Below are 23,204 nucleotides of genomic sequence, written 5' to 3'. Positions count from 1 at the left end.
GGACCTCGTTACCGCCGTGGTGGACGCCGGGCCGCCACTGGTCCGATCGCGGTAACGGTCACCGCCCGTGACCGATATCGGGGGCATGTACGTTGCGTCCGTCCGGCCCTCCGAGCGCGTCAGGGGCAAGGTCCCCGGCACCGTCGTGGCACTGGGGGCGGTGAGCCTGCTGACCGACGTGTCGGCTGAGATGGTCACCGCGTTCATGCCGGTCTACCTGCTGTTCACGCTCAACATGAGCTACGCGCAGTTCGGGGTGCTGGACGGTCTGTACACGGGCGCCACGGCGGTGCTGCGGCTCGTCGGCGGGCTCGTCTCCGACCGCACCCACCGGCACAAGGCGGTCGCGGCGGCCGGTTACGGGCTGTCGGCGGTGACGAAGCTCATCTTCCCGCTCGTGGGCGCGTCCGCGTTCGGCATCGGCGCGACGATGGCCGCCGACCGCGCGGGCAAGGGCCTGCGGACCGCGCCCCGGGACGCGCTGATCTCGCTGGCCACCCCGCCGGACCGGCTGGGCGCGGCGTTCGGGCTGCACCGCAGCATGGACACGGTCGGCGCGCTGCTCGGGCCGCTGGTGACGTTCCTGCTGCTGTACTGGCTGGGCACGGTCGCGGGGCCGGTGTTCGTGGTCAGCGGCTGCTTCGCCGCGATCGGCCTGATCGTGCTGGTGGCGTTCGTGCGGGAGAACCCGCGTCCCGCGCCGACCGGCCCCCGTCCGTCGATCCGGGCCGGCCTGGGCCTGCTGCGGCAGGCCGGGTACCGCAGGGTGGCCGTCGCGTCGGCCCTGCTGGGCCTGGCGACGCTGTCCGACGCGTTCGTGTTCATCCTGGTGCAGCAGGCGACGGGCGCCCCGCTCCACCTGCTGCCCCTGCTGCCGCTGGGCACCGCGCTGGTGTTCCTGCTGGCCGCCGCTCCCCTGGGCCGCGTGGCCGACCGCGTGGGCCGGTGGCCGGTCTTCCTGGGCGGGCACGTGGCCCTCCTGGCGGTGTACGCGCTCCTCCTGGTGCCCGGCACCGGTTACGCGGGCGCCGTGGCGGCCCTCGTCTGCCACGGCCTGTTCTACGCGGCGACGGACGGCGTCCTCTCGGCGCGGGTGGCCACCCTGGTCCCGGAATCGCTCCGCGCCTCCGGCCTGGCCGTGGTCCAGACCGGCCAGGCCCTGGCCCGCCTGGTCTCCTCGGTGGCGTTCGGCTTCCTGCTCCAGTACGCCGCCTTCGGCACCGCCGTCCACACCGCGATCGCGTCCCTGGTGGTCGCCGTGGCCACCTCCCTCTACCTCACCACCACCGCCCGCCCCACCTGACCCGCGAGTCGTGCGTTCACGCCACGCGAGTCGTAAGCCCACGCCACGCGAGTCGTGCGTTCACGCCGGGCGAGTCGTAAGCCCACGCCACGCGAGTCGTAAGCCCAGCCCTCTTGAGTTCGTACTCGCGAGTGAAGAACACGGGGGTCCTGAACGTACGACTCGCGCGGCACGAACGTACGACTCGCGCGGGTTGGGTTTACGACTCGCGGTTAGAGGGTGGCGTGGCCGTGGGAGCGGGACGGGGCGTGGGTCTGGTCGCCGGCGTGGCCGGCGGTGTAGCCGCGCAGGAGGGTGGCCAGGCCGACCAGGAGGGGGACGTTCGCGTCGCACGTCGCGGTGCCCGAGGCGTTCGTGGTGGCCGTGCACAGCGGGTGGCCCTTGATGGTGCGGAACGCCACGCGCTTGCCGACGACGGGCTTGCCGGTGTGCGACTCGGTCAGGGTCGCGTCCAGGCCGCGCAGGCCGAAGCCGAGCAGGCGCAACTGGACCCGGGCGTGGCCGGCGACCAGCTTCGTGGCCGCGGGCGGCACGCCGTGGATCGCGATGCCCACCGGGTTCCGGCCCACCGTGATGGTGTTGACGACCGCCAGGGTCGCCGTGTCCAGCACCGAGACGGTGCCGCTGTTGTAGTTCGTCACGTAGGCGCGCGCGCCGTCCGGCGTCAGGGCCACGGCGATCGGCCTGCTGCCCACGGGCACGGTGGCCACCGCCCTCATCGCCGCCACGTCCAGCACCGACACGGTGTGGCCCTCGCTGTTGGTCACGTACGCCCGCGCGCCGTCCGGCGAGATCGCCACGCCGTGCGGGATGAAGCTCACCGGGATCGTCCCGAGCACGGCGTTCGACGCGGTGTCGACGACGGCCACGTCGTTGGAGAGCTTGTTGACCACGAGCAGCCTCGCGCCGTCCGGCGTCACGGCCACCGCGGTCGGCGTGCTGCCGGTGGCGATCTCCGTGATCTCGGTGTTGGTCGCGGTGTCCACGACGGACACCGTGCCGGGGCCGGCGACGTCGTGCGCCACGTACAGCCGCGACCCGTCCGGCGTGATCGCGACGCCGTCCGCGTTCGGGCCCACCGCGATGGTCTCGGTCGTGGTCAGCGTCGCCGCGTCCACCACGGACACCGTGCCCGCGAAGTAGTTGGACACGTACACGTGCCCGCCGTCCGGCGACACCACGACACCGGCCGGGCCGTCGCCGACCGGCACCGCCGCGTCCACGGTGTTCATCGGCGTGTCGATGACGGTCAGCGTGTCGTCGCGCACGTTGGTCACGTACCCGCGCGCGCCGTCGAACGCGACGCCGACGCCGTAGGGCGAGTCACCGCCGCCGTCGCCCAGCGTGCTGGTGACCGCGTCGGTGGCGGTGTCCAGGACGGACACGCCGCCGCCGTTGTTGGCGACGTACCCGAGCACGCGGTTCGGGGCGGCCGAAGCCGGCGCGGACGGCACCAGCAGCAGTGCTGCGACCAGCGCGGACGTGCCGCCGGTCGCCGCCGTTCTGCGGATGCCCGCGTGGACGCGTTCGTGGAGCAGGGTTCTGGGCAGCACTGTCGGCCTCCGAGCCTCGACGGGGTCCCGCACTGACCCGATCGCTGCGCGCGGATGAGCCGTTAGCCGGTCAGAAGCGGTAGACGTGGACCGAGTACGGGCCGAAGTCGTCGACGAGCTTGCCGTCCACGATGGGCACGGTCCGGTTCTCGCCCTCCACGGTCGCCGTGCCCGACGCCACCGGCACGGTCAGCTCCACCTTCGCCGCGCGGCTCTTGGGGTTGTCCTTGTTCCCGTCGGTCTGCGCGAGCACCCACCGCTGCCCGTCGACCTGCTTGTGCAGGACGGCCACCGGGATGCCGTTGTCGCTCGCGGCCGTCACGCCGGGCAGGTTGGGCGCGTTGAGCACGGGCGCGAGCGCCTTGAGCCGGGCGTTGACGGCCGCGACGCGGGCGGTGATGTCGGGGCGGGTCAGGATGCTGGTGTACTCGCCCCTGCCCTCGGTGTAGAAGCTGTGCGCGAAGTAGTTGATCCCGGTCGCGCCGTGCAGGACGGTGTTCCACACCGCCGACTCCACCTGGTCGGCGTCGATGATCTCGCCGTGCGTGTGCGGGTGGCCGGTCTCGACGAACCCGTACAGCGGCTTGTCCGGTCCGCACCACTTGCGCATGGTGTCGATGACCTCCCCGTAGGCGTACGCGCCGACGGTGTGGTTGCGGTCGGGGTGCGTCCAGGCGTAGTAGTCGGCCGAGGCGATGTCCGCGGCCGAGCAGTAGGTGCGCATGTCCTCCTCGTACGACTCCTCGATGTAGCCGTAGCCGATCTCGCCGGTGGGCGTGCCCATCCACGGGCTGAAGTTGATGTACGTCGGCCGCGTCGGGTCCTTCGCGCGCACGGCGTCGGCGGCCTTGAGGATCGCCGACGGCTGCATCTCCGGGTTGAACACGTCGCCGTAGACCTTGTTCATGTCCGGTTCGTCGGCCACCAGGTAGCCGACGTAGTTGCGCGCGTGCGCGGTGTCGGCCAGCACCGTGTCCAGTCGCGTCGGGTCCACGTACACCCGCCAGTCGGTCTGGTGGAGGCCTTCCTGGCGCAGCCACCACCACTCGTCCTCCCACAGCCCGATGCCGACGTCGACGCCGATCTTCGGGAGGGCGTACCCGAGCTTCTCGCCGTTCTCCACGCCGGAGGGGTCCTGCATCCAGACGTTGATCGGGAAGGTGCCCGGGTCGCCCGTCGGGTTGGGCCCGTTGGCCCACCTCTCGTAGTAGTCGACCGACGGGATGACGACGGGCGGCGCCGCGGTGGGGGCGTCCGGGACCTGCGCCCGGGCGGTGCACGCCGCCGTCAGCAGGAGGAGGACCGCCGCGAGGGCGCGTGGAAGGGCCATGGTTCGGAGGTCCTGTTCGGGTCGGGGTGCGGGTCTCAGCCGGGGGTGCGGGCGCGTCCGCGCGCGGCCAGCACCTGCTTGGCCTTCTCGAAGCCGCCGGGACCGAGGAGCCGCTGCGCGGCCGTCTTGGCCACGAATCTGGCCCCGTCGCGCGCCACCCGCAAGGGATGTCCCACGAACCGGTCACGCGCCACCACCCGACCGGCGGGTTCCGGAACGTCGTCCAGCGCCGCCCCGAACAGCGGCCGGTACGGCGCGGGCGACACCAGCCGGCCGCGCGTGCGGTTGCTCACGTTGCCGCCGTGCACGACCTGGAGCCAGCCGGGCGGGCCGCCGAGCGACACCACCTCGGCGTGCCGGTGCAGCCGGTTGTGCCAGTCCGCCCAGCACGTCACCGGGTCGGCCCAGCTCTCCCGCACCGAGGCGAACGCGTTGTCCCGGTCGTGGTGGAAGAACAACCCGCTCGGGCTCTTGACCAGCCCGTTCGCCAGGTAGAGCGCGGTGCGGCGGCCGGTCGACGGCGCCGCCTGGAGGCGTTCGACGAAGTCGGCGGCCAGGCCGTCGTCGTTGTCGAGGTTCGTGGTGATCAGCTCGTCGCCCCTGGTCGGGAACAGCGTGGCGACGTCCTCCAGCAGCTCCTCCCGGCTGACCGCGGTGCGGAACACCGGCGTGTAGGCGTCACCGTGCGCGGCGATCCGGTCCTTGAGCCACCGCGGGCTCTCGGGGTCGAAGTAGATGAGCCACCGGAAGTCCGAGGAGGTCTGCGCCGCCACCGAGGGCAGGCAGTACCGCTCGAACAGCCCGACGCGCTTGGTCAGCCAGCCCTCCTGCGCCCGCACGACGCTCTCGGCGCCCACGGACGGCAGGTTGAAGCGCGTCAGAACGACGTGGTCCATCGAGAACCCCTTCCCGTATGCCCGGTACATCGGGATACGGGGTCGGGCGTTAACGATCCGCGACCGCGCACGATGAGTAGGGCGTGACTGGTCCCTCGACACGACCCGCGGTCGACGTCGTCATCCCCTGCTACAACTACGCGAGGTTCCTCAGGTCCTGCGTGCGGAGCGTCCTCGACCAACCCGGCGTCGACGTCCGGGTGCTGATCATCGACGACACGTCCACCGACGACACGCCCGAGGTGGTGGCGGAGCTCACGCGGGACCCGCGGGTCGAGGGTCGCAGGCACGAGGTCAACAAGGGGCACATCGCCACCTACAACGAGGGCCTGCTGGAGTGGGCCAAGGCCGACTACACCGTCCTGCTGTCCGCGGACGACCTGCTGGCGCCGGGCTCGCTGGCCCGCGCGGCCGCGGTCTTCGAGGCAAACCCGAACGTCGGCATGGTGTACGGGCGCGTCGTGTACTACCAGGACCAGGACCGCCTGCCGAAGGTCGTCACCCCGCCGGCGGGCACGACGGTGTGGTCCGGTGTGGACTGGATCGAGGCGCGCTGCCGGACCGGCCAGAACGTGCTGTCCTCCCCCGAGGCGGTCGTGCGCACCTCCGTGCAGCAGCGGGTCGGCGGCTACCGGGCCGACCTGCCGCACGCCGGTGACCTGGAGATGTGGATGCGCATCGCGGCCGTGTCGGACATCGGCTACGTGCGCGGCAAGCCCGCCGCGTACTACCGGGTGCACCAGCAGTCGATGATGCGCACGCGGTTCTCGTCGCTGTTCGCGGACCTGGAGCAGCGGCAGGCCGTGTTCGACCTGTTCTTCCGCGAGCACCCCGACCTGCCGCCGAGGCTGAAGTCGCTGGCGAACCGGGCCATCGCCAAGGACGCCCTGTGGCGGGCCGTCCGGGCCTACGACCGCGACCGGCTGGCCGACGTCCCGGTGGACGAGCTGGTGGAGTTCGCCCGCCGCGTCGACCCCGGCGCCGAGCGACTGGGCGAGTACCGGGCGTTGCGGCGCAGGCGGGCGCTCGGGCCGCGCGCGTGCAGCCGCACGCAGCTGTTCGTCGGCAGCCACCTGGTCAAGCGGGGACGGGGCCTGGTGTCCAAGCAGGTCTGGAAGTGGCGCGGGCAGTGACCGCCGGCCTGGAGCGCAAGGTCACCTCGGCGATCCGCTGGAGCGCGGTCAACAGCCTGGTGCAGCGGTTGGGCCAGGTGGGCGTCGGCGTCCTCGTCGCCCGGCTGGTGGCCCCCGAGCAGTTCGGCGTGTTCGCCGTGGCGCTCGTGGTGATGAACATCGTGATGAGCATCAGCGAGATGGGCGTCAGCGTCGCCCTGGTGCGCACCGAGCGGCCGGTGGAGGAGCTGGCGCCCACCGTCACCACGCTGTCCATCGCCTCCGGCGCGCTGCTGTGCCTGGTGTGCGTGCTCGGCGCGCCGTGGTTCGCGGGCGCGATGGGAACGCCGCAGGCCACCGGCGTGATCCAGCTCATGTCGCTGTCGCTGGTGGTGGCGGGCGTGTCGGCGGTGCCCGGTGCGCTGCTCCAGCGCGAGTTCCGGCAGGACCACAAGTTCGTCGCCGACACCTCGGCGTTCGTCGTGGGCACCACCGTGACGGTGGTGCTCGCGCTGCTCGGGTTCGGCGCGTGGAGCCTGGCCTGGGCGCGGATCGCCACGAACCTGGTGTCGACCGGCGTCATGTTCGCCTACACCGAGCGCTGGTACCGGCCCGGGTTCGACCCCCGGCAGGCGCGGGAGCTGCTGTCCTTCGGCCTGCCGCTGGCCGGGGCGAGCCTGCTCGTGTTCGGCGTGCTCAACGTCGACCAGATCGTGGTCGGCAGCGTGCTCGGGACCGTGCAGCTCGGCTACTACCTGCTCGCGTTCAACCTGGCGAACTGGCCGGTCGCGGCGTTCTCGCAGCCGGTGCGCAGCGTGTCACTGGCGGCGTTCTCACAGGTCAGAGATGATCCCGCGTTGTTCGCGCGGACGTTCGCCCGCGCCCTGCGGCTGCTCGCGCTGGCCACCGTGCCCGCGTGCGTGCTGCTGGCCGTGCTGGCCGACCCGCTGGTCCGGGTCGTCTACGGCGAGCGGTGGGCGCCCGCCGCGCAGGCGCTGGCGCTGCTGGTGGCGCTCGGCGCGCTGCGCGTGGTGCTGGAACTGGGCTACGACTACCTGGCCAGCGCGGGCCGGTCGCGCGCCATCTTCGTCATCCACCTCGTCTGGCTCGTCGCGCTGGTGCCGCTGCTGGCGCTGGGCGCGCACGTCGGCGGCCTGCGCGGCGTGGCGGCGGCGCAGAGCGTGGTGGTGCTCGTGGTCGTCGTGCCCGCGTACCTGGTGGCGTTCCGGCCCTACGGGCTGCGGGCGGGCGTCCTCGGCGCGGCGGTGGCGCGCCCCCTGCTCGGCGGTCTCGTGATGGTCGCGGTCGCGCTCGGCGTGGAGCAGCTGGTCGAGGCCCCCCTGTGGCGGCTCCTGGTGAGCGGCGCGCTCGCGTCCCTGGCCTACGCCGCCGTCGTCTTCCCCCTGCGCCACGAGGTGCTGGGGCTGCTGAGGAGGAGCAACGCGTGAGGGTCGTCCAGCAGTTGCAGCGCCGCGCGCACCAGGTCTCGCACATCGTGCGCGACGGCGGTGTGCGGCAACTCGGTGCTCGTGCCCTGGCGCGCGCGGCGCGGCGGTTCGGCGCGGACACCGAGGTGTTCCCGGTGCGCCTGGAGGACGTGCGCGCGGCCGACATCTCCGCGCGCCGCCCCGTCGAGGTGCCACCGGTGCCCGCCGACGGCGCGTTGACGGTCAACTGGGTGAGCACGCCGCCGTCACCGGGGTCGGGCGGGCACACCACGATGTTCCGGCTGATCGAGCACCTCCAGTCGCTGGGCCACACCAACCGGCTGTACCTGTACGACGTGTACGGCAGCCGTGCCGCGGACCACGAGCCGGTGATCAGGGCGGCGTTCCCGGGGTTCCGGGGGACGGTGCACGACGTGACCGGGGGGATGGACGACGCGCACGCCGTGTTCGCGACGGCGTGGATGACGGCCTACCCGGTGTTCAACGACCCGTGCGCGGGCAAGCGGTTCTACCTGGTGCAGGACTACGAGCCGTGGTTTTTCCCGGCCGGAGGGCTGTCCGCGCTGGCCGAGAACACCTACCGGATGGGGTTCCACGGGTTCACCGCGGGGCGGTACCTGGCGGACAAGCTGCGCACCGAGGTCGGCATGCCCGCCGACTCCTTCGAGTTCGGCTGCGACGCCGACCGCTACCACCTGCGGGAGGGCGTGACGCGGGACGGCGTGGTGTTCTACGCGCGCCGGCTGGCGCCCCGGCGTGCCGTCGAGATCGGGTTGCCGGCGCTGGAGATCTTCGCGGAGCGGCACCCGGACGTCCGGATTCACACCTACGGGGAGAAGATCGGCTCGCTCGGCCCGAACCACGTCGACCACGGCCTGGTGTCGCCGGACGCGTTGAACGACATCTACAACCGGTGCTACGCCGGTCTCACGCTGTCGATGACGAACGTGTCGCTGGTGCCGCACGAGATGCTGGCGGCGGGCTGCGTACCGGTGGTGAACGACGCCGTGCACAACCGCGTGGTGCTGGACAACGACCACGTCCGCTATGCGCCCGCGACCCCGCACGACCTGGCCCGCGCACTGTCCGAAGTGGTATCGCTACCGGACTTCGCGACCGTCGCCCGCACCGCGTCGTCCAGCGTGTCGAGCCGTTCCTGGGACGCGGCCGGCCACGACCTGGACAAGGTCCTCCGCCGGGAACTCCTCGTCTAATGGGAGCTACCGGGTCAGCCGTGCCGGCAGACTCGGTAGCTCCCATTAGGCTGGGGAGGGGGAGGTCGCGTCGGGGACGAGGACGGTGGCCGGGGCCGAGCCGTCGGCGGGCACCAGGTGGACGGCGGCCTGCTTCGCGTCCTTCGGGACCGCGGCGAAGGCCAGGCGGTCCGCGTCCAGCCAGGTGGCCTGGTCGTCGACGCCGGCCGTGCCCGGGAGGCGGAGCTCGGTGCCGGTGGCCAGGTCGAGGACGGCCAGGTCCCAGGGCCCCAGGCGGCCGATGCGCTTCTTGTAGGCGACCTTGGTGCCGTCCGGGGACAGCGACGGGCACTCCGCGTCGCGGCGCAGCGACCGCACGCCGCGGTCCACCAGGTCGCCCTTCACCAGCCAGGTCAGGCCGCCGGACGCGAGGGTGGCGTAGAAGGTGCGGTCGTCGGCGCCGACCGTCAGGCCCCAGTAGTTGACGTCCTGCGCCGTGCGGGGCCGCCCCTCGACGTCGGCCGCGAAGCCCTCCAGGGACTCCACGAGCTCACCGCTGCGCAGGTCGAAGAACCCGGTGCGGGTGGAGAAGCCGCCCGGCACCGAGTACGAGTCCCCGGTCACGAACGACGTCCAGGACACGACCTGACCGGACCCGGACACCTTGGCGCGGCTCGGAATGCCGGGCAGCGGCACGGTCCGCACCACCTCCCCCGCGCGGCTGATCTCGGCCGCGTAGGTGGGGCCGGGACCCGCGAGCTTCAGGCACACCGTCGTGCCGGCGGCGCGGTAGAACCGCTGGCAGGCCTGGTCGGTCGCGGAGCGCGCGGACGGGTCGGCCAGGCTCAGCTGCTCGACCCGCGACCGCCCGTCGGCCAGCTCCACGTACAGGAGGTCACCGCTCCGCGCCGCCGTCGCCGCGGCCACCGGGCGGTCCTCGCGGGCGACCGCCGTCAGGTAGACCCCACCGGCTGCGGCGACCAGTACGATGGCGCTCACGGCGAGCACGGTGCGGCGCGAGCCCAAATCCATCACCACCTGTAACGAGAAGCCGCGAGTCGGCCGATTTCAGGGTAACAACACCTTGCGGACCTCTACTCAGGGTAAATGCGGATCGGGGAACGGATGGACTTCTGGGGCGCGCTGCGTGTGCTGCGGCGGCGGTGGTACATCGCCCTGCCGTCGGCGCTCCTGGCCGTGGGCCTGGCGGCGGGCGTGTTCGTGTCGATCCCGACCCGCTACGAGTCGACCGGTGTGATGGTGTTCACCTCGCCGTCGGCGGGTGGCACGTTCAACCAGAACGTCTCGCCCGAGGAAGCGGTGAAGATCAACCCGCTGCTGGCGTTCGACGGCAGCCTCTCGACCACGTCGCAGATCATCGCGCAGATCCTGGCCGACCCGAAGACGCGCGAGGGCCTGGGCATCACCCAGGGCTCGACGGCGAACTTCACCGCCGCGGGCGGTGGGGTGAACGGCCCGTTCATGTTCGTGGTGACCGACGCGGAGTCCCCGGACGAGGCGGAGAAGCTCGTCACCACGGTGCTGACCTTCGCGCAGAAGGAGCTGGAGGACCAGCAGCGCAAGCTCAGCGCGCCGGAGTCGACGTTCATCACCTCGCAGGTGATCGTGAACCCGACGACGGCCGAGGCGCAGATCGGCGGCAAGGTCCGGTACGCGGGCGCGGCGTTCGTGCTGCTGATGCTGTTCACGCTGGCGGCGACGTTCGCCTCGGACAGCGTGATGGGCAAGCTCAAGCGCCGCCGCGAGGCCGAAGCGGAGGTCGACGGCGAGGGCGAGGATTCGGAGGAGGTGTCCGCCGAACCGGGTGAACCGCGGTCGACCGGCGCGAAGCCGGCGGACTTCCGCCCCGACAACCCCCGCCCCCACGACGAGCCCCCGCACGGCGCCCCCCGGCAGCCGCTGAACGGCCAGCCGCGCCGCCCCGAACCGCCGCAGGTGCCGGGGCACGGCCCCCAGACGGGCCAGCAGGGGCCGCAGCAGGGACCACCGCCGCGTCCCCCCGTGCGCAGGTCCCCCACGGCCAGCGAGCAGACGGTCAAGGTGCAGCCGCCGACGCCCCTGCCCCCGAAGCCCCGACCGACCGCGAGCGAGCGGACCGTGAAGATCGCCGCCGTGGGCACCCCGGACAACCCGAAGCCGCCGGGCGGCGCACCGGGCGCGCCCGGTTGGCCGACGCGCGAAGACTCACCGTGAGATGACCGCCCTCACCCGCGTGCGCCAACGCGCGGACGGCGCCACGCTCGTCTGCCTCTACCTGCTCGCCCTGCTGGTGGTGCCGGCCCGGCTGGTCCTGTCGTTCGTGCCGATGACGCTGCCGCCCGCCCTGGTGGTGGCGCTGCTGCTGGGCGTGCTGTGGTTGTCCGCGCAGATGGTCGACACGCTCGGCATCGGCAAGGGCCGCAACGCCCTGCGCACCGCCGTCGCGGTCTACCTGGCCATGCACCTCGCCACGTACGCCGTCGCCACGCGCCGCTGGCTGCCCACCGACGAGCTGACCGTCGCCGACAGCAGCATGGTGCGGATCGTGGCGACCATCAGCGTGGCCATCTTCGCCTGCGACGCCGTCCGCACCCGTGAACGCCTGGACCGGGTGCTCAAGCTGGTGCTGGCCTGCTCGGGCATGATCGCGTTCGTCGGCCTGGTGCAGTTCGGCGCGGGCGTGGACCTCGCGTCGTACGTGAGCCTGCCCGGCCTGCGGGTGCAGGAGAACGCGTACTCGGCGATGGAGAGCCGGTCGATCTTCCGCCGGCCCACCGGCACCACGAACCACCCCATCGAGTTCGGCCTGGTGTGCGCGATGGCGGTGCCCCTGGGCGCGCACTACGTGTTCCACGCGCGCGACCACGGCGAGCCGCAGCTGCGCTGGTGGCTGTGCCTGGCGCTGGTCGGCCTGGGCGCGCTGACCGCCCTGTCGCGCACCGCGATCCTGGGCATGGCGGTGTCGGGCATCGTGCTGGTGGCCACGCTGCCGCGCAGGCGCAAGCTCACCGTGTCGGTGCTCGGCCTCGGTTTCTTCCTGGGCGCGAGCCTCGTCGTGCCGGGCCTGTTCGGCACGATCCGCGGCATGTTCGCCAACATCGAGGACGACCCGAGCGTGAAGGCCCGCACCGCGGACTACGAGGCGGCGGCGGACCAGATCGACCTGAACCCGTTGCTGGGTCGCGGGTTCGGCACGTTCCTGCCGACGAAGTACACGATCCTGGACAACCAGTTCCTGCTGACGCTGATCGAGAACGGCTACCTGGGGCTGTTCTCGCTGATCGGCATGTTCCTGGCGGCCTGCTACGCGACGCTCCGGACCCGTTTCCTGACCCGGGACGAAGGCCTGCGCGGCCTGGCGAGCTGCCTGCTGGCCGCGGTGCTGGTGGGCGGGATCGCGTCGGCGACGTTCGACCTGCTGAGCTTCGGCGTGGCGACCGGCATGGTGTTCACCATGATCGGCCTGTCCGGCGCGGCCCTGCGCATCGCCCAGGCGGAGCGGGCCGGGGACGACCCCGTCGACGGCGCGGGCGGCAGGCCGTTCCTCGCGTGAACCGTGGACCGGAGCAGGGCCGGTGCCCGGGCGCACCGCGACCCGGGCACCGGCCTCCCCGGCCGGCAGGTGCGCGTCGAGTGGGCCGCACGCCACTCCGTGCGGCGCGGTCTCCGGGCCGGCCCGGCGCGTTTCAGGGGGCGGTGACGAGCCCCTTGGCGCCCTCGACGTGCCGGGTGCCGCAATCCGGGCACGCGAGCGAGGCGTCCAGGCGTTGACCGCAGGCGCACACCCAGCCCTTGTGGCGGGCCGGGTTGCCCGCGACGAACGCGTGCGCCGGCACGTCCTTCGTCACCACGGACCCGGCGGCGGCGAAGGCGTGCTCGCCGACCTCCACACCGCACACCACGACGGTGCCGGCGCCGAGCGTCGCGCCGCGGCGCACCAGCGTGGTCAGCAGCTCGTCACCGCCCCGCTTGATCGCCGCACGGGGGCGCAGGTCGTTGGTGAACAGGACGTTGGGTCCGAGGAACACCTCGTCCTCGCACGTCACGCCGTCGAACACCAGCGTCCCGTTCTTCACCGTCACCCGGTCGCCCAGCACCGCCCGGCTCTCCACGAAAGCGCCGTCGCAGATGTTGCAGTCGCGGCCGACGCGGGCGCCCGGCAGCACGTGCGCGAACGCCCACACGCGCGTGCCGTCGCCCACGTCGTCGCTCTCGCACAACCCCTTCGGGTGGACGAAGACGCTCACTCCACGGCCTCCGCCAGCGCCTCGACGACCCGCTCCTGTTGGGCGGCCGTGATCTCCGGGAACAGCGGCAGCGACAGGATCTCCCCCGCCGTGGCCTCGGCCACCGGGAAGTCGCCGGGAGCGTGGCCCAGGCCGGCGAACGCGCCGGTCAGGTGGACCGGGGTCGGGTAGTGGATGCCCGCGCCGATGCCGGCCGCGTGCAGGGCCTTGAGGACCCGGTCCCGCTCGGCGACGCGCACCACGTACAGGTGCCACACGGGCAGGTTGCCCCCCAGCACGACCGGCGGCGTGACGCCGTCCACACCGGACAGCAGCGCGGCGTACCGGTCGGCGGCGGCGCGGCGGGCGTCGTTCCAGCCCTCCAGGCGGCGCAGCTTCGCGGAGAGCACCACGGCCTGGAGCGTGTCCAGGCGGCTGTTGAAGCCGAGCACGGGGTGCTCGTACTTGCGCGGCGACCCGTGCCGGCCGAGCAGCCGCACGGCGGTCGCGAGCTCCTCCGAGGAGGTGAGCACCGCGCCGCCGTCGCCGTACGCGCCGAGGTTCTTGCCCGGGTAGAAGCTGGTCGCCGCCAGGTCGCCCAGACCGCCCACGGGCACGTCGTGCCGCCGCGCGCCCTGCGCCTGCGCCGCGTCCTCGACGATCGGCACGCCGAACCGCTTCAGCTCCTCGACCGCGGCGGCCTGCCCGTAGAGGTGCACCGGCAGCAGTGCCCTGGTGCGCGGCGACAGGGCGGCGGCCACCAGCGAGGTGTCGATGAGGCCGGTGTCGGCCACGCAGTCCACCGGCACCGGCGTCGCGCCGGTCCGGGCCACCGCCTCGGCGGTGGCGATGAACGTGTTGGCGGGCACCACGCACTCGTCCCCCGGTCCCACGCCCAGGGCGCGCAGCGCGAACTCCAGGGCGTCGGTGCCGTTGCCGACGCCGACGCAGTGCTCGACGCCCTGGTAGGCGGCGAATTCCGCCTCGAACTCCGCGACCTGGCGACCGTCGACGAACGCGGTGGTCTCGAGGACCTCCGCCCAGCCCTCGGCGACCTCGTCGGCGACCTGCTCGTGCTGGGCACGCAGGTCCACCAGCGGGATGTCGATCACGAACCGTTCCCCTCTCGCAGCCGCCGGGCGGGGTTCCCCGCCCAGACCTCACCCGCGGGCACGTCCGTGAGCACCACCGAGCCCATGCCCACCACCGCGCCCGCACCGATCGACACGCCTTCCCGGACCGCCGAGCCCTGTCCGAGGTAGGCGCACTCCCCCACCCGCACCGACCCGCCCAGCGACGCGCGGCCGGCGAACGTGACGCCGTCGCCCACCTCGTCGTCGTGCGTGATCAGCACGTGCGGCATGGCGACGACGTGCGCCCCCAAGCGCAGCGGCGTCGTCACCACCGCTCCGGCCAGCAGGACCGTCCCCGGTCCCACCACCGCGCCGGCGGCCACGGAGGCCGCCGGGTGCACCACGGACGCGTACCGGTCCTCCGGCAGGCCGAGCCGGGCCACCACGCCCAGCCGGCCGCGGGGCCGGTGCGCGTTGGCCACGCACACCAGCACCGCCGCGTCGGTCCTCTCGTGCACCAGGTCCGTCCCGCCGAGCACCGGCAGGCCGTCCAGGTCCGCGCCGCGGCGCGCCGGGTCGTCGTCCAGCGCGCCGAGGGGGCGCCACCGCTCCGGGAGGAGGCGGACGGCCGCGAGCACCTCGCGGGCCAGTCCGCCCCCGCCCACCAGCAGCAGTGGCCGGGGTGCCGCGCTCATCCGGTGGTGAACACGACGTCGACCCAGTAGTTGGCACCCGCGTAGGACTGCTCCGGGAAGCCCGAGCCGGCCTTGAAGAGCCCGTTCGGGACGCCTTCCGCGGTCGCGGGCGCGCTCAGCGGCGGCGCCGTCACCGAGTGGCCCATGAAGTACCCGGTGTCGACCGAGTAGTGGCCGTTCGGCGCGGTGTAGGACGCCACGTAGCTCGTGCCCGCGTTGACCAGGACCGGTTGGGCGAACACCAGCGTCTGCCAGCCGGTGGCGGTCTCGTCGACGAACGTCCCGGTCGCCATGACCTGGCCGGTGGCCGACCACAGCGTGCCGGTGTGGGTGCCGGTGTTGCCCGCGCCCTTGTGGAACCGGATGCCGGTGACCTGGCCGTTGGCCGAGGGCACGAACCGCACGCCCAGCTCGTAGGCGTCGCCCTCGTCGGCCGACTGGACCGTCGGCACGGTGGCCGCGCTGAACAGCGAGCACGGGCAGTCGCCCGCGGTCGTCGTGGTGAACGACCAGGTGGCCGGCACGGTCATGGCGTTGCCGTAGACGTCCGCGACGCGCAGGCTCGCCGTGTACGTCGTGCCGCCGCCCAGGGGAGCGGCCGGGGTCCACGTGACCTGCTGCTGGTTCGCCGACAGGGTCAGCGCGCCCGCGAGCTTCGCGCCGCCGGAGTCGACCAGGGTGAACTGCGCCGAGCCGAGGTCGACCGGTTCGTCGAACGTGGCGGTCAGCGGCGCGGTGCGGGACACGGCGGTGGCGCCGTCGAGCGGCGTGCGCCCGTTGACGACCGGCGGCGTGTTGTCGGCGTTGGGCAGGTAGACCACGTCCACCCAGTAGTTGCCGCCCGCGTAGGAGTTCGTCGGGTGGCCGGTGCCCGCGCGGAAGACGCCGTTGCCGCCGTCGCCCGAGGCCGGGGCGCTCAGCGGCCCGGAGGCCACCGAGTACCCGCTGAAGTACCCGGCATCGACCGAGTACCTGCCGGTGGTCGTGGTGTACGACGCGGTGTAGGTGACGCCGGCCGACACGTAGACCGGTGCGGCGAAGGCCAGCACCTGCCAGCCGCCCGCCGTCTCGTTCTGGAACGTGCCGGTCGCCAGCACCTGGCCGGTGGGCGACCACAGCGTGCCGGTGTGGGTGCCGGTGTTGCCCGCGCCCTTGTAGAACTTCACGCCGGTGATCTGGCCGCCCGCGGTCGGCGTGAACCGGACGCCCAGCTCGTAGGTGCCGCTGTCGGCCGCCGCCGGGATGGTCGGCGTGCTCGCCCCGCTGAACAGCGAGCACGGGCAGATCACGGTCGGTGACGTGGTGAACGACCACGTCACCGGCTCCGGCAGCGGGTTGCCGTTGGCGTCGGCGATCAGCACGCTCGCCGTGTAGCGGGTGTTCGGGACGAGCTTCGCCGACGGCGTCCAGGTGACCGTCTTCTGGTCGCCCGACAGCGACAGCGAGCCGGTGAGCTTCGCGCCGCGCGGGTCGGTCAGGAAGATCTGGGCGGACGCCGGGTCGAGGGCCTCGTTGAAGGACGCGGTGAGCGGTGCCGTCGCGGCCACGCCGGTGGCGTCGGCGGCCGGGGAGCGGTCGGTCATCACCGGCGGGGTGGTGTCGCCGTTGAGGCCGTTGCGGTAGACGACGTCGACCCAGTAGTTCGTCGCGTTGTAGGTCGACTCCGGGAACCCGCCGCCCGCGCCGTAGCGGTAGACGCCGTTGGGGCCGTCCCCGCCGTCGGCGAGCGCGCGCAGGCCCGCGTGGCTCGCGCCCGCGCCGGCGAACCCGCCGGGCGTGACCGAGTAGCGACCGTTGGGCGCGTAGTACGACACGACGTAGGTGGTGTTCGCCTGCACCTGGACCGGCGAGGCGAAGGTCAGCTTCTGCCAGCCGGCGGCCGTCTCGTCCTGGAACGTGCCGGTGGCCATGATCAGGCCGGTGGACGACCACAGGGTGCCGGTGTGCGTGCCGGTGTTGCCCGCGCCCTTGAAGAAGCGGATGCCCAGCACCTCGCCCTTGCCGTTGAAGCGGACCTTGGTGCCCACCTCGATGGGCGTGGTGTCGTCGGCCGTGTAGGTGGCGGGCCGGGCGAAGTCGTCCCACACCGTGCACGGGCACGTGGTCGGCCGCGTCGCGCCGGTGGTGAACGTCCAGGTCGTCTGCACGGTCTGGTTGCCCGCCGCGTCCTGGACGCGCAGCGCGGCGGTGTAGGCGGTGTTCGGGTTCAGCGCCTGGGCGGGCGTGAACGTGACCGTCTTGCCCTCGCCGGACAGCGCGGTCGAACCGGACACCGCGCCGCTCGGGCCGGTGACCGTGAACTGCGCGGAACCGGGTGCGACGACCTCGTCGTAGGTGCCGGAGACGGCCGGGGTGAGCGACACCGTGCCCTCGCCGTTCAGCGGGGCGTTCGACACCAGCAGCGGTGCGCGCAGGTCGGGGCCGGGGTCCGGCGCCCACACCACGTCGACCCAGTAGTTGCTGCCCCAGTGCGACTGCGTCGGGAAGCCCGTCGAGCCGAACCGGAACAGGCCGTTGACGCCGTCGACGCCGTTCCGGAGGCCGGTCAGCGGCTCCAGGTAGCGCTGCTCGCGGAGGAAGTACTCCAGGTCGTAGGAGTAGTGCCCCTTGGGCGCGAAGTAGGACACGACGTAGGTGGTGCCGCCGGTCACCGCGACGGGTTGCGCGAACACCAGCGTCTGCCAGCCGCCCGCCGTCTCGTCGACGAACGTCCCGGTCGCCATCACCTGGCCGGTGGCCGACCACAGCGTGCCGGTGTGGGTGCCGGTGTTGCCGGGTCCCTTGTAGAACTTCACGCCGCGCACGTAGCCGTCGCTGTTCGCGCGCCACTTCACGCCCAGTTCCAGCGGCGACGGGTCGCCGCTGTCGACGGTGTCCGGCACGTCGCCGTTCGTGAACAACCCGCACGGGCAGGTGCGCGCGTTGACGCCCGGCGTGGCCACGACGGGGTTCGACAGGTTCGCCGAGTCGTCCACCGCGCGGACCCGCAGGCTCGCCGGGCCGGACTGGCTCGGCACGTAGGTGTAGCTCCACGAGGTCTGCCCGGCCTGCCACACCGCCGGGTGCCAGCGGGTGCCGCCGTCGGTGGACACCTCGACGCCGCCGACCTGGCCGCCGCCGTTGTCGGCGACCGTGCCGGAGAACGTGTACGCCGCGCCGACCGACGACACTGGCGGGACGGAGGTGAACGACGCGGTGGGCGCGGCGGTGTCACCGCTGGCGGTCGCCTGGACCAGACCCGACTGGAGGGTGGTCGCCCGCACGCCCATGTCGGCCAGGAAGTTGACCGTGGCCTGCTTCATCCGGATGTCGGAGGTCGGCGTGTTGGTGAGGAACGCGTGCTCGTCGTCCACGCCCCACGCCCACTGCACCGTGCCCGCGCCGAACACGAGCGCGCCGCTGGGGTGCCTGTAGTAGGTGATGGCGTGGGTCTTGGTGTCCGGGGTGTAGAGGTCGCCGTGGTTCTGGAGCACGTACGGGCCGTCGTCCATGGTGACCGTGGTGCGCGAGAGCTGCGCGACGCCGGGCGGCTGGAAGCCGTTGTCCTCCACCGAGTTCCACTCGTAGCCGAGGGTGCCCGGCTGGAAGGTGTAGGTGGAGCCCGCGCTCATGCTCTGCAGCGACGTGTGCCGCCACAGCCGCATCCTGCCGTACGCGGCGGGCACCTGGAGGGAGTCCTCGCGGCGGCCGTTGACCGTGAAGATGTTGCCCAGCAGGGCGTTCTCGGGCCGTCCGCCGTCCTGCGGCGGGCTGTAGCGCGGGTCGCGCCAGGTGCCGGTCCAGTCGGCCAGGTTGTCGTTCTGGGTGCCCTTGGTCTCCTTGTAGCAGGCCATGGTGCGCCAGTCGGTCTGCGAGGAGTCGATGGACTTCTCCCACCGGTGCTTCCAGAAGATCTCGTTGCCGGTGAGGAACGCCATGTGCACGCCGGCGTCGCGGGCCGCCTCGACGTTGGCGCGCTGCTCGTTGGACCAGTACTCGTCGTGGCCGACGGCCATGAACACCTCGTGGTTCTTGATGAGGTGTCCGCGGCGCGCCGAGTCGACGTCGGTGGTGTAGCTGACGTCGTACCCGTTGGCCTCCATGAAGCGCAGCATCGGGTACTCGGCGTTGAAGATGAAGTTGTCGTCGCCGTCGCCGCCGGTGTACGGGCGGTTGTAGCTCACCTTGTACGCCTGGCCGCCCTGGCCGGGGCCGTCGCCGAAGTACAGGCTGTTGCCGCCGTAGCGGTTGTAGGCCACCCACGTGGAGTCCGAGGTCTGGAAGAGGACCTCGGAGGTGCTGGAGTCGTCGCGGACGACGAACACGATCTCGTTCTCCGCGCCGGTGTCCCCGCGGTGCGCCCGCGCGTAGTACAGGCCGGAGACGGCGTTGACCGGCACGTTCCAGCTCAGCGACGTCTGCCAGTTGCCGCAGTCGATCAGCGCGCTGCCGTCCGTGCCGCGCAGGCACGGGTCCTGGTTCTGCGGGGTGTTCCTGGTGATGCGCTCCTTGAAGTGCGCGCCGACGCCCTGGTACCAGCCGAGCCGGTAGATGTCGATGTGGTAGGACGACGCGCTCGTCAGCATCTTGAAGTCGACCCGGCCGCCGGGGTTGACGCTGATGTCCGTGGTGAACCCGAGGATGCTGTCGTCGCGGTAGCCCACCTGCCAGTTCGGGGTGCCCGTCCTGGTGTTCTCGCAGGCCACCTTGTTCACGACCGGCGCGTCGCACGGCGCGGCGGCGGCCTCGGGCGCGCGCAGCACCGAGACGACGACCACCGTCGACACCACGAGGGCGGTCACCACCAGTAGTCGCAGCAGGTGCACCGCAAGCGCGGGTCTCGCCCGCGTCGCATCGGCGGTCATGGGGGTTCACCTTTCGAACAAAGCGACCTGATCACTGCGGGTGATCACGTCGGCACTACATCGACCAGCGGAGCGCTGTTGCTCCGATCGTCGTGGGAGTCGCGGTACGCGTTACACCACAGGGGAAGTGGACGCACCACCGCTCACCCGACCGCCTCAGCGGACGGTGACCGAGAGTAGCCACTGTGCGACACAACCCGTCCGCGGGCGGGCGGCGCCACTCGCGGACGGGGATGTCGTCGTGCCTTGCTAGCGCGACACCGGCGACCGGGACAGCGCCGCGTGGAGCTCCTCGACCACGGTGTCCTGCTGGGCGGCCGTCAGGTCGTGGTAGAGCGGGAGGATCAGCGACCGGCCGGTGAACACCTCCGTCACCGGCAGGTCGACGTGCGGGTGCCCCGCGTACGCGGGTTCCAGGTGGGCGGCCATGATCCCGCGGCGTGCCGACACCCCTCGTGCGGCGAGCCTCGCCAGGACCTCGTTGCGCTGCTCCGGTGTCGTCCCCTCGGGCAGCATGACCCAGAACGACTGGTAGTTGGTGGTCCCGTGCTCCGGGTCGCGCACCGCGCGCAGGCCCGACCGCTCGCCGAACACCTCGGCGAGCAGCTCGTGGTAGCGCGCCGCCAGCTCGCGCCGCCGCCGCACGATCGCGTCCAGCTTGGTCAGCTGCACCAGGCCGACGGCGGCCTGGATGTCCGTCATGCGGTAGTTGAACGCGGTCTCCAGGTAGCTCTCGACGACCGCCTTGCCCCCGGAGTGCCGTTCCGCCGCGCTCACGCTCATGCCGTGCTCGCGCAGCCGCCTGCCCCGCACCGCCCAGTCCTCGCGGTTCGTGGTGAGCATGCCGCCCTCGCCGGTGGTGATCAGCTTGCGCGGGTGGAAGGACCAGGCGGCCAACGCCGCGTCCGCGCCGACCGGCACGCCGCGGTAGGTGGACCCGGCCGCGCAGGCCGCGTCCTCGACCACGGTGATGCCACGCGGGTCGCACAGGGCGCGCAGCGCCTCCACGTCCGCGGGCACTCCCGCCTGGTGCACCAGGATCACGGCCTTGGTGCGCCCGGTGAGCACCCGCCCGACGGTGGCCGCCGACAGGTTGCCGGTCTCCTCCTCCACGTCGGCGAACACCGGCGTGCCGCCGCAGTAGCGGACCGCGTTCGCGGTGGCGATGAACGACAGCGACGGCACGACGACCTCGTCGCCGGGACCGATGTCGAGCAGGTGCAGCGCCACGTGCAGCCCTGTGGTGCACGAGGACACCGCGACGGCGTGCAGCACGGCTACCCGGCGGGCGAACGCGTCCTCGAACGCGGCCACCTTCGGGCCCTGCGCGACCCAGCCGGAGAGCACGGCCGCCGCCGCGGCGTCCGCCTCCTCCTGGCCGAGCCAGGGCTTCATGACGGGGATCACCGGACCGCCTCGGCGGCCTCGTCACCGAGGTCGACCCACCAGCGGACCAGCCCGCGCAGGCCGTCGACGAGGCCGATCTCCGGCTTCCAGCCCAGGTCGCGGGCGGCGGCGGAGATGTCGGCCAGGCGGCGCGTGACGCCGTTGACCGCACGCTCCGGGCCGTGCTCCAGGGGCAGGTCGGAGTCCATCGCGGCCAGCAGCGCCTGCGCCAACTCCTTGAGGCTGGTCTCCTGGGCGCTCGCGATGTTGTAGACGGTGTCGGTGACGGGCGCCTTGGCGGCGAGCACGTTCGCGCGGGCGATGTCGTGCACGTGGACGAAGTCCATGGTCTGCGCGCCGTCGCCGAAGATCAGCGGCGGCTCGCCGCCCGCGATGCGCTCCATCCAGCGGATCAGCACCTCGGTGTACTTGCCGTGGGCGTCCATGCGCGGGCCGTAGACGTTGAAGTAGCGCAGCGCCACGTAGTCCAGGCCGTACATGGCCTTGAAGCTGCGCAGCATGCCCTCGTTGAACGCCTTGGCCGCGCCGTAGAACGTGTCGTTGTTGTACGGGTGGTGCCGCTCGGTGGTCGGGAACTGCTCGGCCAGGCCGTAGACCGACGCGGACGAGGAGGCGATCACCTTCTTCACGCCCGCCGCGGCGGCGGCCTCGATCACCGTGAACGTGCCGTCGACCAGTGCCTCCAGCGCCAGTCGGGGCTCCTCCGCGCACTGCGTGATGCGGATGGCGGCGAGGTGGAACACCAGGTCGGTGCCCTGGCTCAGCCGGCCGACCAGGTCGCGGTCGTTGATGTCGCCGTCGACGACGGTGAGCCGGTCGCCCGCGGTGGCGGTGGCGTCGGCCAGGTTCTCCCGGCGACCGCGGACGAAGTTGTCGAGCACGACCACCTCGGCGGCCCCGGCGGCGAGCAACTGGTCGACCACCGCGGAGCCGATGGTGCCCGCCCCTCCGGTGACGAGGGCCCGCTGCCCGCTGATCGGCTGAGCCGCTTCCGACATGGTGCTTGTTCCTTCCGGGTTCTGTGACGGGTGGTCAGACGGCCGCGAGGCGGCCGGTGGTCCGGTCGACGGCGACGAACTCGCCGCCGGCGGCGAGGCTGGCGGAGGCCGCTTCGAGGGTGGCCAGCACCCGCAGGCCGGACCAGCCGTCGGTGAGCGGGGCGCGCTTCTCCGCGATCGAGGCCGCGAACTCGGCCATGACGCCGCGCAGCGCCTCCTTCTCCGGCAGCGCGGGCGCGACGGTGTCGCCCCGGCGGTAGGAGATGATCGCCTGGCGGCGGTCCTCGTCGCTCTCGATGCGGTCCGCGCCCCGGTCGTGCACGGAGACGCGCTGCACGGCGTTGAGGTCGTCCCAGACGATGGTGCGGCGGGAGCCGCCGACGATCATGGTGCGGATCTTGGTGGGCGACAGCCAGTTCACGTGCACGTGGGCCAGCACGCCGTCGGACAGCTCCAGCGTGAGGTGGCCGACGCACGCGCGGCCGGCGCCGATCGGGTCCGAGCCGTGCGCCGAGACGCGGGTGACGCGCACGTCCTCCGGCAGGATCGCGTCGAAGATCGACAGGTCGTGCGGCGCGAGGTCCCAGAACACGTCCACGTCGGGCTGCACGAGGCCGAGGTTGATGCGCACCGAGTCGAGGTACTGCACGGTGCCGATCTCGCCGCTGCGCACCAGGTGCCGCAGGTGTCGAACGGCCGGCGTGTAGACGAAGGTGTGGTCGAGCATCAGGGTCAGGCCCCGGTCCTCGGCCTCGCGGACCAGTTCCAGGCCCTCGGCGTAGCTCGCCGCCAGTGGCTTCTCCACCAGCACGTGCTTGCCGGCGCGCAGCGCGGCCAGGGCGACGGGCAGGTGGGTGGCCGCGGGGGTGGCGATGGCCACCGCGTCGACCGCCGGGTCGGCCAGCACGTCGTCGAGCGAACCCGACACCCGGACCGTCGAGTAGTCGCCCAGCACCCGGCGGGCGCGCTCGGTGTCCAGGTCGCACAGGTAGCGCAGCGCGAAGCCCGCGGTGGCCTGGGCGTTGCGCACCAGGTTCGGGCCCCAGTAGCCGGCGCCGATGACGGCGATGCCGATCGGCTGGTCCATCTCGTTCCCCATTTCCTCGGCCATTCCCTCGGCCACCAT

At 72.5% G+C, this 23,204-nt stretch carries 17 protein-coding genes; 6 read left to right on the top strand and 11 right to left on the bottom strand.

Features of this window, described 5'->3' with window-relative positions:
* Positions 1 to 85: 85 nt before the first annotated feature.
* Entirely contained in the window at positions 86 to 1,303 is a 1,218-nt protein-coding gene (locus J2S66_RS02275; protein ID WP_310303126.1) for an MFS transporter, read from the top strand.
* 212 nt (positions 1,304 to 1,515) lie between these two features.
* Here the strand turns inward: J2S66_RS02275 and J2S66_RS02270 are convergent, their stop codons facing one another.
* From J2S66_RS02270 to J2S66_RS02260, 3 genes are all read right to left on the bottom strand, one after another.
* Complete coding sequence (locus J2S66_RS02270; protein ID WP_310303124.1) at positions 1,516 to 2,856, bottom strand: YVTN family beta-propeller repeat protein; 1,341 nt, start codon at positions 2,854 to 2,856, stop codon at positions 1,516 to 1,518.
* 70 nt (positions 2,857 to 2,926) lie between these two features.
* Positions 2,927 to 4,186, bottom strand: a complete 1,260-nt coding sequence (locus J2S66_RS02265; RefSeq protein WP_310303122.1) for a hypothetical protein — start codon at positions 4,184 to 4,186, stop codon at positions 2,927 to 2,929.
* Positions 4,187 to 4,221: 35 nt separating this feature from the next.
* On the bottom strand, positions 4,222 to 5,082 hold the full coding sequence (locus J2S66_RS02260) for a glycosyltransferase (protein WP_310303121.1): 861 nt from the start codon (positions 5,080 to 5,082) through the stop codon (positions 4,222 to 4,224).
* 83 nt (positions 5,083 to 5,165) lie between these two features.
* Between J2S66_RS02260 and J2S66_RS02255 the strand changes: the two genes are divergently transcribed.
* From J2S66_RS02255 to J2S66_RS02245, 3 genes are read left to right on the top strand one after another with little or no spacing between them, the layout of a single operon-like run.
* Positions 5,166 to 6,215: a glycosyltransferase gene (locus J2S66_RS02255; RefSeq protein WP_310303119.1), complete on the top strand. Its 1,050-nt coding sequence runs from the start codon at positions 5,166 to 5,168 to the stop codon at positions 6,213 to 6,215.
* Positions 6,200 to 7,642 (top strand): lipopolysaccharide biosynthesis protein, encoded by a 1,443-nt coding sequence (locus J2S66_RS02250; protein ID WP_310303117.1) that lies wholly within the window; start codon positions 6,200 to 6,202, stop codon positions 7,640 to 7,642. The genes J2S66_RS02255 and J2S66_RS02250 overlap by 16 nt, the downstream gene beginning before the upstream one ends.
* A complete protein-coding gene (locus J2S66_RS02245) occupies positions 7,639 to 8,856 on the top strand; it encodes a rhamnosyltransferase WsaF family glycosyltransferase (protein ID WP_310303115.1) in 1,218 nt (405 codons plus the stop codon). Before J2S66_RS02250 ends, J2S66_RS02245 begins: the two co-directional genes overlap by 4 nt.
* A gap of 45 nt (positions 8,857 to 8,901) precedes the next feature.
* Here the strand turns inward: J2S66_RS02245 and J2S66_RS02240 are convergent, their stop codons facing one another.
* Positions 8,902 to 9,834, bottom strand: coding sequence for a TolB family protein (locus J2S66_RS02240; protein WP_310303112.1), 933 nt, complete (start codon positions 9,832 to 9,834; stop codon positions 8,902 to 8,904).
* 108 nt (positions 9,835 to 9,942) lie between these two features.
* On the opposite strand from J2S66_RS02240, the gene J2S66_RS02235 reads away from it, so the two are divergent.
* A complete protein-coding gene (locus J2S66_RS02235; protein ID WP_310303109.1) occupies positions 9,943 to 11,049 on the top strand; it encodes a YveK family protein in 1,107 nt (368 codons plus the stop codon).
* Position 11,050: 1 nt separating this feature from the next.
* Positions 11,051 to 12,388 carry an O-antigen ligase family protein gene (locus J2S66_RS02230; protein ID WP_310303107.1) on the top strand — a complete coding sequence of 446 codons (1,338 nt, stop codon included), beginning with the start codon at positions 11,051 to 11,053 and terminating at the stop codon, positions 12,386 to 12,388.
* 133 nt (positions 12,389 to 12,521) lie between these two features.
* Here J2S66_RS02230 and J2S66_RS02225 read toward each other — a convergent pair whose 3' ends face one another.
* The 7 genes from J2S66_RS02225 to J2S66_RS02195 form a co-directional block, all read right to left on the bottom strand.
* Positions 12,522 to 13,082 carry an acyltransferase gene (locus J2S66_RS02225; protein ID WP_310303105.1) on the bottom strand — a complete coding sequence of 187 codons (561 nt, stop codon included), beginning with the start codon at positions 13,080 to 13,082 and terminating at the stop codon, positions 12,522 to 12,524.
* The gene (locus J2S66_RS02220; protein WP_374726060.1) at positions 13,079 to 14,173 is read right to left on the bottom strand and encodes a DegT/DnrJ/EryC1/StrS family aminotransferase; all 1,095 of its coding nucleotides are present in this window, start codon (positions 14,171 to 14,173) and stop codon (positions 13,079 to 13,081) included. The genes J2S66_RS02225 and J2S66_RS02220 overlap by 4 nt, the downstream gene beginning before the upstream one ends.
* Positions 14,170 to 14,829 carry a NeuD/PglB/VioB family sugar acetyltransferase gene (locus tag J2S66_RS02215; protein ID WP_310303103.1) on the bottom strand — a complete coding sequence of 220 codons (660 nt, stop codon included), beginning with the start codon at positions 14,827 to 14,829 and terminating at the stop codon, positions 14,170 to 14,172. The genes J2S66_RS02220 and J2S66_RS02215 overlap by 4 nt, the downstream gene beginning before the upstream one ends.
* Positions 14,826 to 19,673: a DUF4082 domain-containing protein gene (locus J2S66_RS02210; RefSeq protein WP_310303101.1), complete on the bottom strand. Its 4,848-nt coding sequence runs from the start codon at positions 19,671 to 19,673 to the stop codon at positions 14,826 to 14,828. Before J2S66_RS02210 ends, J2S66_RS02215 begins: the two co-directional genes overlap by 4 nt.
* Positions 19,674 to 19,922: 249 nt before the next feature.
* Complete coding sequence (locus J2S66_RS02205) at positions 19,923 to 21,080, bottom strand: DegT/DnrJ/EryC1/StrS family aminotransferase (RefSeq protein WP_310303099.1); 1,158 nt, start codon at positions 21,078 to 21,080, stop codon at positions 19,923 to 19,925.
* Positions 21,077 to 22,078, bottom strand: coding sequence for an SDR family NAD(P)-dependent oxidoreductase (locus tag J2S66_RS02200; RefSeq protein ID WP_310303097.1), 1,002 nt, complete (start codon positions 22,076 to 22,078; stop codon positions 21,077 to 21,079). Before J2S66_RS02200 ends, J2S66_RS02205 begins: the two co-directional genes overlap by 4 nt.
* A gap of 34 nt (positions 22,079 to 22,112) precedes the next feature.
* The gene (locus J2S66_RS02195) at positions 22,113 to 23,204 is read right to left on the bottom strand and encodes a Gfo/Idh/MocA family protein (protein ID WP_310303095.1); all 1,092 of its coding nucleotides are present in this window, start codon (positions 23,202 to 23,204) and stop codon (positions 22,113 to 22,115) included.

It is taken from the genome of Saccharothrix longispora (genome assembly GCF_031455225.1).
Lineage (GTDB): Bacteria > Actinomycetota > Actinomycetes > Mycobacteriales > Pseudonocardiaceae > Actinosynnema > Actinosynnema longispora.
Note: the sequence above shows the minus strand (reverse complement) of the source record. Positions and strands in the feature narration are given on the sequence as shown.

Coding starts and splice junctions, on each gene's coding strand:
- J2S66_RS02200 (WP_310303097.1), bottom strand. CDS start 22,078: ATGTCGGAAGCGGCTCAGCCGATCAGCGGGCAGCGGGCCCTCGTCACC.
- J2S66_RS02265 (WP_310303122.1), bottom strand. CDS start 4,186: ATGGCCCTTCCACGCGCCCTCGCGGCGGTCCTCCTCCTGCTGACGGCG.
- J2S66_RS02215 (WP_310303103.1), bottom strand. CDS start 14,829: ATGAGCGCGGCACCCCGGCCACTGCTGCTGGTGGGCGGGGGCGGACTG.
- J2S66_RS02210 (WP_310303101.1), bottom strand. CDS start 19,673: ATGACCGCCGATGCGACGCGGGCGAGACCCGCGCTTGCGGTGCACCTG.
- J2S66_RS02260 (WP_310303121.1), bottom strand. CDS start 5,082: ATGGACCACGTCGTTCTGACGCGCTTCAACCTGCCGTCCGTGGGCGCC.
- J2S66_RS02275 (WP_310303126.1), top strand. CDS start 86: ATGTACGTTGCGTCCGTCCGGCCCTCCGAGCGCGTCAGGGGCAAGGTC.
- J2S66_RS02230 (WP_310303107.1), top strand. CDS start 11,051: ATGACCGCCCTCACCCGCGTGCGCCAACGCGCGGACGGCGCCACGCTC.
- J2S66_RS02195 (WP_310303095.1), bottom strand. CDS start 23,204: ATGGTGGCCGAGGGAATGGCCGAGGAAATGGGGAACGAGATGGACCAG.
- J2S66_RS02235 (WP_310303109.1), top strand. CDS start 9,943: ATGCGGATCGGGGAACGGATGGACTTCTGGGGCGCGCTGCGTGTGCTG.